The 16,214-nt window shown below is 41.3% G+C and carries 11 protein-coding genes; 8 read left to right on the top strand and 3 right to left on the bottom strand.

The window, feature by feature from the left end:
- Positions 1 to 59: 59 nt before the first annotated feature.
- On the top strand, positions 60 to 758 hold the full coding sequence (locus FTU34_RS08555) for a BON domain-containing protein (RefSeq protein WP_180035400.1): 699 nt from the start codon (positions 60 to 62) through the stop codon (positions 756 to 758).
- 25 nt (positions 759 to 783) lie between these two features.
- Positions 784 to 1,656 (top strand): alpha/beta hydrolase, encoded by an 873-nt coding sequence (locus FTU34_RS08550; protein WP_180024161.1) that lies wholly within the window; start codon positions 784 to 786, stop codon positions 1,654 to 1,656.
- Positions 1,657 to 1,738: 82 nt separating this feature from the next.
- Here the strand turns inward: FTU34_RS08550 and nudC are convergent, their stop codons facing one another.
- From nudC to dnaQ, 3 genes are all read right to left on the bottom strand, one after another.
- Entirely contained in the window at positions 1,739 to 2,512 is a 774-nt protein-coding gene (nudC, locus tag FTU34_RS08545) for an NAD(+) diphosphatase (RefSeq protein ID WP_180035401.1), read from the bottom strand.
- Entirely contained in the window at positions 2,512 to 4,158 is a 1,647-nt protein-coding gene (locus FTU34_RS08540) for a chemotaxis protein (RefSeq protein ID WP_180035402.1), read from the bottom strand. Before FTU34_RS08540 ends, nudC begins: the two co-directional genes overlap by 1 nt.
- Before the next feature lie 128 nt (positions 4,159 to 4,286).
- A complete protein-coding gene (gene dnaQ, locus FTU34_RS08535; RefSeq protein WP_180024163.1) occupies positions 4,287 to 5,690 on the bottom strand; it encodes a DNA polymerase III subunit epsilon in 1,404 nt (467 codons plus the stop codon).
- Between the two features lie 206 nt (positions 5,691 to 5,896).
- Here dnaQ and FTU34_RS08530 point away from each other — a divergent pair, with 206 nt between their 5' ends.
- From FTU34_RS08530 to FTU34_RS08505, 6 genes are all read left to right on the top strand, one after another.
- Positions 5,897 to 9,223, top strand: a complete 3,327-nt coding sequence (locus FTU34_RS08530; protein ID WP_180035403.1) for a LysM peptidoglycan-binding domain-containing protein — start codon at positions 5,897 to 5,899, stop codon at positions 9,221 to 9,223.
- A 65-nt stretch (positions 9,224 to 9,288) separates the two neighbouring features.
- Positions 9,289 to 11,094 carry an extracellular solute-binding protein gene (locus FTU34_RS08525; protein WP_257226252.1) on the top strand — a complete coding sequence of 602 codons (1,806 nt, stop codon included), beginning with the start codon at positions 9,289 to 9,291 and terminating at the stop codon, positions 11,092 to 11,094.
- A 33-nt stretch (positions 11,095 to 11,127) separates the two neighbouring features.
- Positions 11,128 to 12,195 (top strand): microcin C ABC transporter permease YejB, encoded by a 1,068-nt coding sequence (locus tag FTU34_RS08520; RefSeq protein ID WP_180035405.1) that lies wholly within the window; start codon positions 11,128 to 11,130, stop codon positions 12,193 to 12,195.
- A complete protein-coding gene (locus FTU34_RS08515) occupies positions 12,195 to 13,208 on the top strand; it encodes an ABC transporter permease (RefSeq protein ID WP_180035406.1) in 1,014 nt (337 codons plus the stop codon). Before FTU34_RS08520 ends, FTU34_RS08515 begins: the two co-directional genes overlap by 1 nt.
- Entirely contained in the window at positions 13,183 to 14,784 is a 1,602-nt protein-coding gene (locus FTU34_RS08510; protein WP_180035411.1) for an ABC transporter ATP-binding protein, read from the top strand. The genes FTU34_RS08515 and FTU34_RS08510 overlap by 26 nt, the downstream gene beginning before the upstream one ends.
- 112 nt (positions 14,785 to 14,896) lie before the next feature.
- Positions 14,897 to 16,135 (top strand): NADH:flavin oxidoreductase/NADH oxidase family protein, encoded by a 1,239-nt coding sequence (locus FTU34_RS08505; protein ID WP_180035407.1) that lies wholly within the window; start codon positions 14,897 to 14,899, stop codon positions 16,133 to 16,135.
- Positions 16,136 to 16,214 lie beyond the last annotated feature (79 nt).

The following is a 16,214-nucleotide window of genomic DNA, read 5'->3' as shown; positions in this document are numbered from 1 at the left end:
AAAACAAACTGTGTAAACGCATAGAAAAATACGTGTGGAAATTTGAGGAGTCGTGCTGAGTGGTTAAGCGTATTGCAATAACGATGCTTTGTGTCGCAAGTTTATCTGGCTGTGCGAGTTTTATTTCGAATGGAACAGGATCAGCACCTGTAGGAACTGAAAGCGGCGCACGCTCATTGGGACAAGTTTTTATTGACTCTTCCATTGTTCGAACAGCAAAAATTAACTTATATAAATTAGATACTCGTTTTAAACAGTCACGTGTCAATATTGAAAGTTTTCATGGCAATGTCTTATTGACTGGGCAAGTGCCAGATAATCATTTAAAAGAATTGGCAGAAGAAAATGTCCGTTCAATGAGTGATGTCAAAACTGTACATAACTATATTACAGTGGGTAATCAGATCAGCTATAGCACCATCATGCAAGATACTGCGGTCACTGCGAATACCCGTGGTTTGATTATGAAAGCGCCTGTGGTATCTGACAGCAAAGTACACATTCATACTGAAGATGCTGTTCTTTATGTGATGGGCCGTTTAAACAGTGCGGAAATCACAGACTTAAATCAAATCTTGCAACAAGTGGGTAATGTAACGCGAATTGTCACTTTAATCGATAATATTGATCAGAACGCAAATCCACAGGCACGTTCAATTAACTCAAGTTACACCACACCTGCTGTAGGTAATGTGCAACCTGAAGTACAAACGCCTGTAGCGATAGATCCGGATGCTGTCGATCCAAATGCTCAATAAAATGTCGGAAATGATGCTGTAAAATATGAATCAATGGTCTCTGCGGCTTCAGCAAAAAATGGATTTGGCTAAATCTTTATACCGCAATTTTCGGTTATATGATTTTGGCAGTTATGCATTAAATCGACTGACACCCAAACAAGGATATCATGTTCAAAATAATATTCCTTATGGTCTAAAAGCGCGCCATCGCCTAGATTTGTATCGCACGTCAGCACCTCGTCAGCAACGTCCACTCATCGTGTTTGTACATGGTGGAGCGTGGATGCATGGTGACAAAAAGGATTATGGATTCATTGGTGAAGCTTTTGCAAAAGAAGGCTTCGATGTTGCGGTCATCAATTACCATCTCGCACCTGAATATATTTTTCCTGCTTCAATTGATGATCTTAGCCTTGCATTAAACTATTTGACGCAGTCTCAGCATAAGTTGCAGATTGAAGTGGAAAATGTGGTGTTAATGGGACATTCGGCAGGGGCATTTAATGTCATGTCTGCACTGTATCATCCGACGCCTTATCAGCTACAAGTGAAAGAGAATATTCGTGCAATCGTGGGTTTGGCAGGGCCATATCATTTTGATTATAAAGGTGATCCGATTTGTGCAGATGCCTTTGATCAAAATGTACCGTATCAACAAGTGATGCCGTATTATTTTGTTGAGCACAATCAAGTGAAGCATTATCTATTCACTGCGGATAAAGACAATATCGTTGGCCATAGCAATAGTGAAGATTTTGATCGTCGATTAAAAGCCTCAGGCAACCATAGTCAATTGATTCAAATCCCTCGTGTTGGGCACATCACGATGATTGGTTCAGTTTCGAGTCTATTTAGTCGCTTCTTTAAAACCAAAGCTGAAATCATGCGTGTACTCGATGAAATTAGTCCACCTTAATGTCTTTGGTTAAATGATTGAAAATAAATAACCGCCAAGTATGGCGGTTTTTATTTAATGCTTTTTTATTAAAAATAGCTGTTTACAACCATGCTTGGGTATCATCTGCAACCGCAGAACCATGGATGACATGCATAATCATCGAATGGGCGATACTTCCTTTGAACGGAATTTCAGGTAATGCATCAAATTTAAAGAAAGCCGCATCACTTATTTCTTCTTCTTGTAATTGAAGCTCACCTGAAGCATATTCTGCTTTAAAGGCGATCATCAAATTACTCGGGAAGGGCCAAGGTTGGCTTGCCAGATATTGAATATTTTTGACCTTTAAACCCACTTCTTCTTCAGTTTCACGACGAACCGCTTCTTCTAAAGTTTCACCGACTTCAACAAAACCTGCGATCAGCCCATACATGGCACGGACATTTTTTGCATTTTTTGCCAATAAAATTTCATCTTCACCACGGGTAATGACGGTAATGACACAAGGATTGACACGAGGGTATTGGTGATAACCGCAAGCAGGGCAAACCATAGCATATTCTGTGGCGTGGACTTGAGTTGCAGTACCGCAGTGGCTACAAAATTTATGATTACGGCGCCATTCTAAAAGTTGAATAGCACGGCTGGCTTGTTCAAATTGCTGAACATTCCAAAGTTGTAAAAGCTGACGAATAGGGATGAGTTGTAAGCCTTCAGGAATTGGCTCATTTTCAAGTAGATCACGGGCAATCACTCGATCACCCGTGCCAATATTTAAATCACTTGCGAGTTGTTCAACTTCGGGAAGTTGAAAGTTTTCATCGACCAGCAATTGCTGTTGTTTGAAGATATACGCAAGTGATAATTTAGACATTAGGCTGCTGCTGATTTCAGTTTTTCGCTACTGTCCAATGCTACCTTAAACATGCCCTGTAAAACAGGTTGTTTGTTCTTTAAATTGTCAATCAACATATCTGCGCTTGCCAATGAATCTAATGCTTGATTCACTTCATTTGCATCAATCGCTGTTGATGATTCAACTCGTTTCAAAATGAATTGAGCTGTTGAATTCAGCGCATTTTGAGCTGCATCTGCATTGAGGAACAACATTGCACCACCAATTTCGCGGAATTGAGTTGCAGTCGCTTCAAGTTGTGTCAAATCTTGGTTTTGTAAATACTGAACCAAAGATTGGCTAGCAACATCAATTAAAACCTTGGTCTCATTTAACAGAGCAGCGTGTGCTTCATCTAAACGGTCGAGTGAAATATTCATATTATTCACACGAAGTTGTAAGCGGCTAGAAGTGTGATGACGCTCAAGCACACCAATCGAGTTCATGGCAGACAAGATATTGTTCATCAACTGCTGGGCAAAGCTTTCATCTTGTAAAATCTCAGCATTACCTAATGACGCAGCTTGACGCGACAGGTCGTTATACGCTTCATTTAAGTTCAAGACTTTGAAAATATTTGCCAATTCGTTTAATTTCGCTTGAAGTTCTTGGGTTTTTTCAGGCGTCATATTTTGATAGTTAAATTCAATATCATTACGAATTTGCGTCATTTCAGTCGTAACCAATTCACCAATGGTATGCATGGTGTCGAAGTCAGGACCATATAAATGACGACTGAAAACTTGCAATTGGGTGTCGGTAAGAAGGTCTTCACCGATATTTAATTTGCCACGAATATGATGAGAAATGTCATCTTCTTGGCTAATGTTTAGACTTAAGACATTGGCTAAATCAGAAATGGATGCTTTAAAGCGCTCAGTTCCTGCAAAATATTGAGCCATATTGCGCTCAATGCTCACCAAGGTACGTAAGCGAGCATCGGTAATTAAGATTTGATCAATTTGATTAAACGCAACAAAAACCAAGTTCCAATATTGTTTGCTTGGATGTTTGTCTGAAAGACCTGCTAAATACGCACCGACCAATTTAATCGCTTGCAGATCCAGCTCAGTTTCTTCTTGTTTAATCAATTTATTCAACGCCAACTTATACAGACGGTGAACGTATTTTGATTTTTCAAGTGCAGGAGCTTGAGGTAAGTCAAAGTCAGGGGTAATACAATCGAGTAGGGACTCAATGTGTTGGCCTTCCGACGTTAAAGGTTTACCTAAAGACAGTTCTAGACGATTCAGACTGTCGAGTAGGAACTGTGGAATTTTAACTTCACGTAGGCAGATAAATTCGATATAGCGTTTCAGCATGGTCGTGCCTTCGCTCAGTGCGATGACCTCTTGAGTGTTAATTTGCGCAGGATTCCCCATGATCTTGCGCATTAACTCTGCTGAATATTGAGCGATTTTTGCCAAACTTGGCATATCAACTAAAGCTAGTACTTGAGCACATTGTTCAAATTGAATCAGTGCATCATCAATCCCGAAAGGTAAAGTTTGATCTTCAACTAAGGTGCTGACTGCTGATTCGACTAACTTGATTGAGTTATCAACCTCATTTTTTATTATCAGCAAAGCCGTTGGATCAAAATGGATAGAGGTTTGGTAAGACATGTATCTGCACCTTTCCTAGATGTTTTATCTTGTTTATTAACCGCCCCTTAAGGCGGTCCATGTTTATGGTTTTACTATAGCGTATGTAAGAATTGTTTATATACAAAAAGTAACACGAAATTTAGATTTTATTTCGCAAAAAGGCAAGGTGTACCATGTTTTTCTTCAAATTGTTTGACCCATGTCTCATGGGCTTCAAGTTCATCTGCTGAAGGTAAAATCACAGGTAATTCTATTTCAACAGCGGCGCGGGTTTGCGAACCATCTTCATTTTGCGAGTGGGTCAGGGCATCGATATCAAAGGAAACCTGACCGCCCGTCATTGCTAGGTATACGTCAGACAGAATTTCCGCATCGAGTAACGCACCATGGAAGGTACGGTCACGTTGTGGAATTTCGTAACGACGCACTAATGCATCGAGTGAGTTTTTCTGGCCTGGATGCTTGGCTTTGGCCATAGCCAAGGTATCGGTAACTTCGCAAACTTCAGATAAGGCCACAAAACCGGCACGTTTGAACTCCATATCAAGGAAGTTCATATCGAAGGTTGCGTTATGCGCAATGATTTCTGCGCCTTTTAGATAGTCAAATAATACATCAGCAATTTCAGCATACAGTGGTTTGTCTTTTAGAAAGTCATCACTGATTCCGTGAATATTTTCAGATTCACCGACAGGTTTTTGCGGGTTGATATAAATATGAATTGAGCTACCGGTCAGTTTGCGGTTAATCATTTCCACTGCACCGACTTCAATAATACGGTCGCCATCTTGGAAATAGAAACCTGTGGTTTCCGTATCCAAAATTAATTGTCGTGGGCCAGATACATCGACGGTTGCTGGTGTAATGACAATCATTGGATGGATTTCAGCAGCTTGCTTAGACTGTATAGGGGCAGCTTCATTCAACGTTGATGCCGTGTTTGTTGCTTGTTGTTCTATCGTAATGTCATCAATCTGCTCTGCGTCAATAGCTGACTCGGCTGAGATTTCTTCTGCTTCATCCTCGCTATCAGCAAATTCAAGTCCAAATGGATCATTTAATAGCCAGTCAGGTTCAGCTTTTTTTTTAGGTACTTCAGCTGTAGATGATGCCGCTTGTTTGATGTGTTCGAGGGTTTTTTCTGCGCCTAGATTGGCCAATTGATCGGCCATTTCATTTCCCGGATGGCCTGCATGCCCTTTAATCCAGTTCCATTCAATTTCCCGACCCTGACAAGTTGCATCCAGTAATTTCCACAGATCAGGATTTTTAACATCTTTCCAGTTTTTCTTTTTCCAACCATGTATCCACTCGGTAATGCCTTGTTTGACATAGTTAGAGTCTGTCCAAATGATCAGTTTTGCATCGGTCGGACAGTGTTGAATGCCTTCAATTGCCGCAGTCAATTCCATACGGTTATTGGTGGTTTCAGCTTCGCCGCCGCAGAGTTTTTCTTCTCCAGTTTCACGGATGATATAGGCCCCCCAACCCCCTAAGCCAGGGTTGCCTTTACATGCACCATCAACATAAAGCGTGATTGTTTGAGACATAAATCAAATCCGGAGAAAAACAAGCATTCAGAACCGTATATTGTATAACGCAAATGACAGAGAGAAATCCATTTCTGGCGATTTTTTTAATTTCTTGTAACATTTATACTGAAATAGCGTTAAATTAACGCCTTGTGTCTGTGTTCTGCTTCACTACAATGGCATATCTAAAAAATAAATTTTATATGAGTTGTCTGGATTTTTTTATGTATAAATCAACTGCGACTGTCTGGCAGCCTACGTTACCACAAATTTTTAAATTTACAGTCTTGGGTTCTGCGCTCGCAGCTCTTGGTCTGACGGGCTGTTCTTCATCGCAAACGACTAAGCAGAACTCAGCAAGTAAACAAGTCGGCTCAAACTTTCTCGATGCCAATAGTTTAGATTCACTCGAAGATTTACTTTCTGCAACAGACATGCGTGCCGTAGAAGGCGATCGCCTTTTAGTACTTAAGCATGGTGATGTCTGGAAGCGTATGACCGTGGGTTTCAAAATGGATTTGAACCACTGGGATACGCGAATTGAAGCGCAGCGTGGTTGGTTTATTTCACGTCAACCATATATTGATCGTTTAAGTGCGCGTGCGTCCCGTTATTTATATCACACGGTTAAAGAAGCAGAACGTCGTGGTTTGCCGACTGAGTTGGCGTTATTACCAGTGATTGAAAGTTCTTATGACCCAGCAGCAACCTCAAGTGCAGCCGCAGCGGGCTTATGGCAATTTATTCCAAGTACTGGACGTATTTACGGCTTAAAACAAACCTCAATGTATGATGGTCGTCGTGACGTAGTGGAATCAACGCGTGCAGCTTATGAGTTTTTAGGTGCGCTACATAACCAGTTCGGTTCGTGGGAATTGGCTTTGGCTGCATATAATGCAGGGCCGGGCCGCATTCAACAGGCGATTAACCGTAACCGTGCGGCAGGTTTGCCAACGGATTATTGGTCACTAAAACTGCCCCAAGAAACCATGAACTATGTCCCACGTTTCTTGGCTGTTGCTCAAATTATTAAAAATCCAAGTGCTTATGGCGTAAGTTTACCGCCAATTGCCAACCGTCCACACTTTCGTGAAGTGGCTGTAGGGCCTGCAAATTTAAATGAAATTGCATCTATTACCGGTTTAAGCCGTGCAGAACTCTATGCACTAAATCCCGGGCATCGTGGCGATGTGATTGACAGCAGTAGCCCAATGCGGATTTTAATTCCTGCGGATGTGAGTCCATCAGTCGATGCACGTTTGAAGAAATTACAATCAGGTGGTTCATCAGGTTATTGGGCAAGTAATTCAACTTATAACTTACCAAAAAATAATGTTGAAATAACACCGTCACGTGTTACTCCGCCGGAATTAAATAGTAAAACTATTCAGCCCGCTAAAGTGACGCCACCTACGCTCAAAACTCAGCCGACAGTGACAGCTTCTGCCAAACCACCTGTAGTCGCTGCAACGGTAACGCCGAGTGTTCCATCAGGAACGAAAGGCAAAACGCCAATAGGATCATCTGCTTTGGCTGCTTTTGCATCGAATAGTGATATTCCAAGTGCGCCGCGTATACCAGTCGCTGTAACACCTTCGACGCCTGTGAAAGCCGTGTCTGTCGAGCCACCACTCAGCGCAAATGAGCGTGAGCAAATCATGGCGGCTATTAAAGCTGAAGGTGAGACCAAAACAGTCGATGAGGTATTAAAACCAGTAGCGACTAAAGCAGAACAAGAAGAAGTCGTTCAGGAAATTAAAGCTATTGCGCCGAAGGGCACTGAAATTGTCGATCCTTACGATGGCAAAATTAAGTTAACTGCGATTCAGACCAGTCAGTCGATTGCGGATCAACAAGGAAAAGAACTGACGAAAGGGTTCTCTTACCCGAAAAGCGTGGCTGAAAATACAGGTGCAGATTCCGAAGAAGCCAAACGCAACCAAGGTAAAAATGTCATTCGTACAGATTCTGAAATTGTAGTTGTACCACCTAAAGGTAAACGCAGTACTTATACAGTTTTGGCGGGCGACACATTAGCATTGATCGCGATGAAAAATGGCGTGAATTGGCGCGATATTGCAGCTTGGAACCAAATTTCGCCAGATTCGACCTTGTATGTCGGTACGACCATCTATTTATATGATGCGAAACCGATTGTGCAAAATAATGAAGAATCGAAAGCTAAGCCTATCGCAGATAGCTATGTGGTGAAAGCAAATGATAGTCTTACAGCTGTTGCGAGCCAATTTGGTTTAAGTACGAAGCAACTCGCCGACTACAATGGTTTAACCACCACGAGTGGTTTATATGTTGGACAGAAATTATCCCTAAAAGAAACGCCTGCATCGAAAGCAAAATTGGAAGCTGATAAGAAAGCCGCTCAAGTTGTCGAAAAACCTGCAAAAGTTCAAACCAAATCCTACACGGTAAAACGTGGTGAATATCTAAAACTCATTGCAGATCGTTATGCGCTGTCAAATCAAGAGTTGGCAGATTTAACAACTGGCTTAACAGCTGGCAGTAGCTTGATGGTGGGGCAAAAAATTAATGTGCCATTACAAGCTGTAGCAGAAGTTGAGAAGCTCGAAAGCAAAGTCGTGAATCGCATTGAAAATGTCAAAGTTGATCCTGCGTATAAAGTTGAAAGCTATAAAGTGCAGCGTGGTGATACGCTTTACAGCATTGCGACGCAGTCAAAAATCAGTTTGTCAGAATTGGCGAGTCTAAATGATATGTCGGTAAATAGTGGGCTGAGGGCTGGGCAAAGCATTAAAGTTCCTGCAAGTTCAACTGTTCCGGATACATATGTGGTGCAGTCTGGCGATACACTGACAGGCATTGCTAGTCGCTATGATTTAGGCATGGACTATGTCGCAAATTTAAATGGTATAGAGCGTAGTTCTGGTCTACGCGTTGGGCAGAAATTAAAATTAACAGGTGATGTCGCACCGGTTAAAGTAGAAACCAAAGCTGAGGCGACCAAAATTGAAAGCAAAACCAATACACGAACGAATTCCGTTGATGCGACCGATATTCATGTGGTGAAATCAGGTGAAACATTAGGTGTGATTGCGAAGAAATATCATCTTCAATTACGTTATTTAGCTGAATTAAATGGCCTAAATACCAATAGTGCGATTCGTGTAGGGCAGCGTCTAAAAGTAGATGGTGAACTACCTGCTGATGTAGCTAGTAAAGCAACTGAAACCAAAAAAACGGAAGCTAAATCCTCTACGAGCAATGTGAAACCAACAAATACTGAAAGCTATACTGTGAAATCAGGCGAGTCTTTAAATTCGATTGCTAGTCGGACAGGTTTAACTGTGGCAGCATTGGCTGAATTAAATAACTTGAACCCCCGTGCAGGACTGCGTGTCGGTCAAAATTTACAAGTCCCTAAAACTATCAGTGAATACCGTATTAAACGCGGCGATACATTGATTGGTTTAGCAAGCCGTTATGGACTTGATACATCAAAACTTGCTGAAATGAATGATATACAACCGTCTGCTCAGTTACGTATTGGTGACGTGATTAAAGTACCGAATTAAGCAACGACTACAGGGAGTTGTCATTGATGTTGGTGTCGTTCAAATCAGCACATCAAGCTATTGGGATGTGTGTGCTTAGTCTGTTCGGTCAAAGTGTGTGGTCTGCGATACAGACCACGCCTTATATTGCGATTCATAGCACACCCAAATATGATTCTGTCAAAGTCATGCCTTATGCCAATGCTTCTGCACCCAAAGGTGGATATTTAAGTACTTCATCAAATGGGACATTTGACAATTTAAACAGTATGAATGGTAAGGGCAGTGCGGCTGAGGGGGTAAATTATTTATTTGACTCCCTTATGGATAGCTCTTTAGATGAACCCGGCGTGATGTATCCATTATTAGCTGAGAAGGTAACGTTCGATCCCGATCATACGAGTTTTGTCATTTATCACTTAAATCCAAAAGCACGATTTAGTGATGGTTCAGAACTCACTGCTGAAGATGTTAAATTTAGTTTTGATACTTTTCAGACCAAGTCAAACCCAGGTTTACAAATGTATTTGGCAGATTTAGATAAAACCCAAGTGTTATCTAAATATGAAGTCAAAATGACCTTTAAATCGGGTAATAACGCTGAAATGCCATTAATATTGGCGCAAATGCCAATTTATTCCAAAAAAGATTGGGCAAAAAAAGACTTTACTAAAATTACTATGCAGCCGATTTTAGGTTCTGGCCCGTATTTACTTGATCGAATTGATTCTGGCCGTAGTATTAGTTTTAAGCGCAATCCTAATTATTGGGGACGTAATTTAGTGATTAATCGCGGGCGATATAATTTTGATCGTTTGAAATATGTCTATTACCGAAATTTAGATGTTGCTTTTGAAGGCTTTAAGTCTGGCCAATATACTTTGCATGAGGAATTTACAGCACGAAAATGGGTGACGGAATATAAATTTCCGTCAATCACTGCTGGAATGGTAGTGAAGTATCGTGATAAGCATGAAAATCCAATTGCAACTCAAAGTTTTGTATTTAATACGCGTCGATCGCCTTTTAATGATATTCGTTTTCGGCAAGCTTTAACTTATGCGTATGATTTTGAGTGGCAAAATAAAGCTCTGTTTTATGGTCAATACCAGCGCTTACAAAGCTATTTTTCAAATAGTGAGTTAGAAGCAAAAGGGGTGCCATCAGATGCTGAAATGCAAATTTTAAAACCATTGTTAAAGAAATTAACCCCTTTAGAGCGTAAAGGGGTGTTATCAAACTGGAAATATCCCGTTTCGGATGCTAGTGGATTTAATCGAAATAATTTATTGACTGCTCGTCAGCTATTAATAAATGCTGGTTATCGATTTAAAAATGGTCAATTATTAGACCGACATGGTCAAGCCATTCGTATTGAATTTCTCATTCACCAAGATGGCTTACAGCGAACATTAATGCCTTTTGTGCGCAATATGAAACGTTTAGGTGTGACTGTAAACATTCGCCAAGTGGACGTGCCTCAATATATAGAACGGATGCGTTCGAAAGACTTTGATATGACAACAAATGTTATGCCACAGTCGCTCAATCCGGGTAATGAGCAAGCGCAATTTTGGGGAAGTGCATCGGCGGATCAGCCTGGCAATTACAACTATGCTGGCATTAAAAGTCCGATCATTGATGAAGTCATACAACAAGTGATTTGGGCACCAAATCGTGAACAATTGGTGGTGCGTACCAAAGTATTGGATCGATTATTAAGAGCTGGGTATTATCAAATTCCAACCTATGGTAAAGGTGAAAAATGGTTTGCGTATTGGAATATGTATCAACAGCCAAAAGTAAAACCAAAATTATCAACAGGTATTGATTATTGGTGGAGTAATGAAGCGCAATCGAAAAAAGTTGCAAACTATTTGCGCCAACAATAAATACTAATGAATGACAGGGAATGTTAAAGCAACATGGGCACATATATTTTAAAAAGATTGCTCCTGATTATTCCAACATTGTTTTTCATTTTACTGATTAACTTTGTCGTGATTCAGATTGCACCGGGAGGACCTGTTGAACAAGCCATACAGCAAGCTGAGTCCTTTCAAGGTATGGGAAACACAGGTGGTGGTGAAACTGCGACGACAGGCAGTAAATACCAAGGTGCTAAAGGCCTCAGTGAAGAAATGGTGGCAAAAATCGAAGCGCAATATGGTTTCGATAAACCATTATTCGAACGTTTTTGGCTCATGTTAAAGGGGTATGTGACGCTAGATTTTGGTACCAGTTTTTTTAAAGATAAGCCTGTGACTCAGCTGCTTTGGGAAAAGCTGCCTGTATCCTTATCCCTTGGCTTGTGGAGTACCTTGCTGATCTATATGGTGTCTATTCCATTAGGCATTAAAAAAGCCCGTCAACATGGTTTGTTATTTGATAAAAGTACGTCTATTTTATTGGCTATCGGCTATGCCATTCCTGCTTTTGCCTTTGCCATTTTACTCATTGTCTTTTTTGCAGGTGGTTCATATTTTCAGTGGTTTCCTCTGCAAGGTTTAGTTTCAGAGAATTTTGGTGAGTTAAGTGTGTTTGGCAAAATTGCAGATTATTTTTGGCATATGGCGTTGCCTTTGTTTGCTATGGTAATTGGTGGTTTTGCAGGCTTAACTTATCTGACCAAATACTCTTTTATGGAAGAACTGAATAAGCAATATGTTCTTGCTGCTCGTTCTAAAGGTTTGACTGAATCACGTGTGCTGTATGGGCATGTATTTCGTAATGCAATGCTCATAGTCATTGCGGGTCTACCAGAAGCATTGATTGGGATCTTCTTTGTGGGAAATCTATTTATTGAAATTATTTTCAATTTAGATGGTCTGGGATTGTTGGGATTTGAAGCCATCGTACAGCGTGATTATCCAGTGATTTTTGGCACCTTGTTTATTTTTACCTTGATGGGGCTGATATTAAGATTAATCAGTGATGTCATGTATCAAATGATTGATCCACGAATTAATTTTGATTCGCAGGGGGCAAAATAATGTCTCCGATCATGCAAGCACGTTTTCAACGTTTTAAAGAAAATAAATTAGGCTTTACATGCTTTATCAGTTTTGCCTTGATTTTTATGTTGTCTCTAGCTGTCGAGTTTATTGCCAATGATAAGCCGCTCTTGGTCAAATACGATGATTCTTTATATGTGCCGGTACTAAAAAGTTATCCAGAAACCGCTTTCGGTGGGGTATTTGAAACTGAGGCAGATTATAAAGATCCTGTGGTGCAGCAACTGATTGAAGATAAAGGTTGGGCTGTATGGCCACTGATTCAATTTTCCTATCAAACACCGAATTTAGAGTTGGCTGTGCCTGTGCCATCTGCACCGACTGCACAAAATTGGCTCGGTACCGATGACCAAGGACGTGATGTGCTGGCGCGTATTTTATATGGACTACGTGTGTCGCTCCTGTTTGGCTTTGCATTAACCTTCGCTTCAGCCATATTGGGCATCATCGTTGGGGCGATACAGGGCTATTATGGTGGCTGGGTAGACCTCATTGGTCAACGGATTTTAGAAGTCTGGGGTGGACTCCCGATGCTATTCATGGTGATGATTTTGGTCAGCATGTTTACGCCGAGTGTGTATTGGCTCTTTGTCATTATGCTGTTGTTTGGCTGGCCCACTTTAGTCGGCTTGGTTCGTGCAGAGTTTTTACGGGCGCGTAATTTTGACTATGTACGTGCAGCACGGAGTCTTGGTGTTACAGATAGCACCATTATGTTTCGGCATATCTTACCAAATGCGATGAGTTCCAGTCTTTCACAGCTACCTTTTATGCTTACGGCAAATATTACGGCACTAACAGCCCTAGATTTCTTAGGTTATGGCTTACCGCCTGATGCAGCGTCCTTAGGTGAGTTATTGCTTCAAGGGAAAAACAATCTGAATGCACCATGGCTTGCCTTATCGGGGTTCTTTACATTAGCGATCGTGCTGTCTTTATTGATTTACATTGGGGAGGCGACACGTGATGCATTCGATCCTAGACGTCAATAATCATCAAGTTAATGTACCTCCCATCGTATTAGCGGTTGAACATTTACATATTTCACATGCAGCACAGGTCTTGGTTGAAGACCTGAATTTTAAATTGCATGCAGGTGAAACGATAGCCATTGTTGGAGAAAGCGGTTCAGGTAAATCGATTAGCAGCCTAGCTATACTCGGTTTGTTGCCAAGTGATCTGCAGGTCACAGGCAGCGTCAGCCTGAATGGACAAAATATTCTTGGACTGAGTCCTGAGCAGCACCGAAACATTCGTGGACAGAAAATTGCCATGATTTTTCAAGAGCCGATGACGGCCTTAAATCCCTTACATCGTGTGGAAAAGATTGTTGGTGAGTCACTGTTGTTACAGGGATGGTCGAAGGCAAAAACACAACAGCGGGTTATAGAATTATTAAATGATGTGGGTATTCCGGATGCTGAAGATAAGTTACGGCGCTATCCACATGAGTTATCAGGCGGGCAGCGACAACGTGTCATGATTGCCATGGCATTGGCCTTAGATCCAGATATTTTAATTGCTGATGAGCCAACCACGGCTTTAGATGTCACTTTGCAAGCGCAAATCTTAAATTTATTAAAGTCGCTACAACAGCAGCGTAATATGGCGATGATCTTAATCAGCCATGACCTGAATTTGGTCAAGCGCTATGCAGAACATGTGATTGTGATGAGTCGTGGGCAAGTGGTGGAGCAAGGTGGTGTTCAGGAAATTTTTGGGCAGCCGAAGCAGGCGTATACCAAAAATCTGTTAGACCATGATTTTGGAGTAGCGATACAAGTTTCGCAAACTCAAAAACTTTTAGAATTACGCCAGTTAGGAGTGAAATTCCCAGTCAAACAAGGCTTATTGAACCGCATCAAAAATTATGTCGTTGCTGTAGAAGCTTTGGATTTAACAGTGGCTGAAGGTGAGTCGATCGGTATTGTTGGTGAGAGTGGTTCAGGGAAAAGCTCTTTAGCACTGGCTATTGCTCGGCTCATAGAAAGTGATGGTGAAATTATGTTAAATCAACACGCCATCAATCAACTTTCAGAAAAACAGCTCAGACCTTTACGTCGTGAATTTCAAATCGTCTTTCAAGATCCATTCAGTAGTTTAAATCCACGGCTCAATGTAGAGCAAACCATTGGCGAAGGTCTGGCCTTACAGCATTTATCTGCAAATGAAATTGTACAGCGTATAGATGAAGCTTTGCAGAAAGTCGAATTAGCCAGCTCATTTAAGCAGCGTTATCCACATGAGTTATCCGGTGGGCAACGGCAGAGAGTCGCCTTAGCACGTGCGTTGGTATTACGTCCTAAATTATTGATACTCGATGAACCCACATCTGCACTAGATCGGACGACACAAAAAGCCATCGTGAAGCTACTACGTCGCTTGCAGCAAGAATATAATATGAGTTATTTATTTATCAGTCATGATTTACACGTGGTCAAAGCCTTGTGTCAAAAAGTGTTGGTACTGCGACATGCCAAAGTCATGGAGTTTCAAGACACCGCAGATCTATTTACGCGACCACAAACGGGCTATACCCGTAAATTAATTGAAGCCAGCCAATACTAAAATCAAACTTATGGATATTTTGACAAGTGTCATTGTCAAAATATCCTTGACCTTTAGAAAATAATAATTAGAGTAAATACTCAGGACTTATTATTTCATTTTGGACATTGCCATGAGCCATTTAGCTGAAAGCTTTAAAATTCGTAATACCACATTTAAAAATCGCATCATTAAAGGTGCAATGAGTGAAGCATTGGCCAATACTGCAGGCCAACCCAATCACTTACATTTTGGATTATATGAAGCTTGGGCGAAGGGTGGTTTAGGCTGTGCCATAACCGGTAATGTCATGGTGGATTTTCGTGCTAAAAATGAGCCGGGGGTTGTTGTCGCTGAAACAGAGCGAGATTTGGCGCAGTTAACACAGTGGGCTGAGTTAGGTAAGAAGCACGGCATGGTGCAATTGGTTCAACTTTCACATCCGGGTCGTCAATGTCCTAAAGGTTTAAATAAGGAAACGGTTGCGCCGTCCGCTGTACCATTTAGTCCGATGTTAGCTACAACTTTTGGAACACCGCGCGAACTTCGTGAAGATGAAATTTTAGATATCATTCAGCGTTTTGCACGTGCCGCACACATTTGTGAAAAGGCAGGCTTCGAAGGCGTGCAATTGCATGGTGCGCATGGTTATTTAATTAGTCAGTTTTTGTCGCCACTGACCAATAAACGTCAAGATCAGTGGGGCGGTTCAAATGAAAATCGCATGCGCTTTTTGCTTGAAATCTATAAGGCAGTTCGTGCAGCGACGACCGATGATTTTATCATTTCGGTCAAACTGAATTCTGCTGATTTCCAAAGCGGCGGAATTAGCGAAGCAGATGTGATTGAGGTCTTTAAAGCAATAGATGCCGCAGGGATTGATATGATTGAAATCTCGGGCGGTTCCTATGAAGCGCCAGCGATGGCGGGGGCCAAAGAAGAAAAACGTAAAGCCAGTACCATTGCTCGTGAAGCTTATTTCCTCGATTTTGCGGACAATATCCGTAAAGAGGTAAAGTGTGCATTGATGGTTACAGGTGGGTTTAGAACCGTACAAGGCATGAATGCTGCACTAGACAGTGGAGCTTGTGATTTCATTGGTATTGCACGTCCATTCGCTGTTGAAGTCGATTTGGCTGATCGCTTATTGGCGGGGCAGGATGTTCGTTACGGTGTGGACAAAATTAAAACTGGCATACCAATGATTGATAAAATGGCGATTATGGAAATTATTTGGTATGCCGCTCAGTTTAAATCGATTGGTGAAGGCAAACAGCCAAATCCTAAACTTTCACCGTTAAAAGTGTTTTTTAAGTATCTTAAAGAAACCTTTGCACGAACAGATACACAAAAGTTCGTTAAAATGATATAATGCTTTATAATCAACCACATAACAAAAGACACCGACATGGCATGGAAACAAACAGGGCAGCTGTCCCTAGCAGACAGTC

Origin of the sequence: Acinetobacter sp. YH12094, assembly GCF_013419295.1 — a bacterium.
Taxonomy (GTDB): Bacteria; Pseudomonadota; Gammaproteobacteria; order Pseudomonadales; family Moraxellaceae; genus Acinetobacter; species Acinetobacter amyesii.
This window is presented reverse-complemented; position numbering and strand designations above follow the sequence as displayed.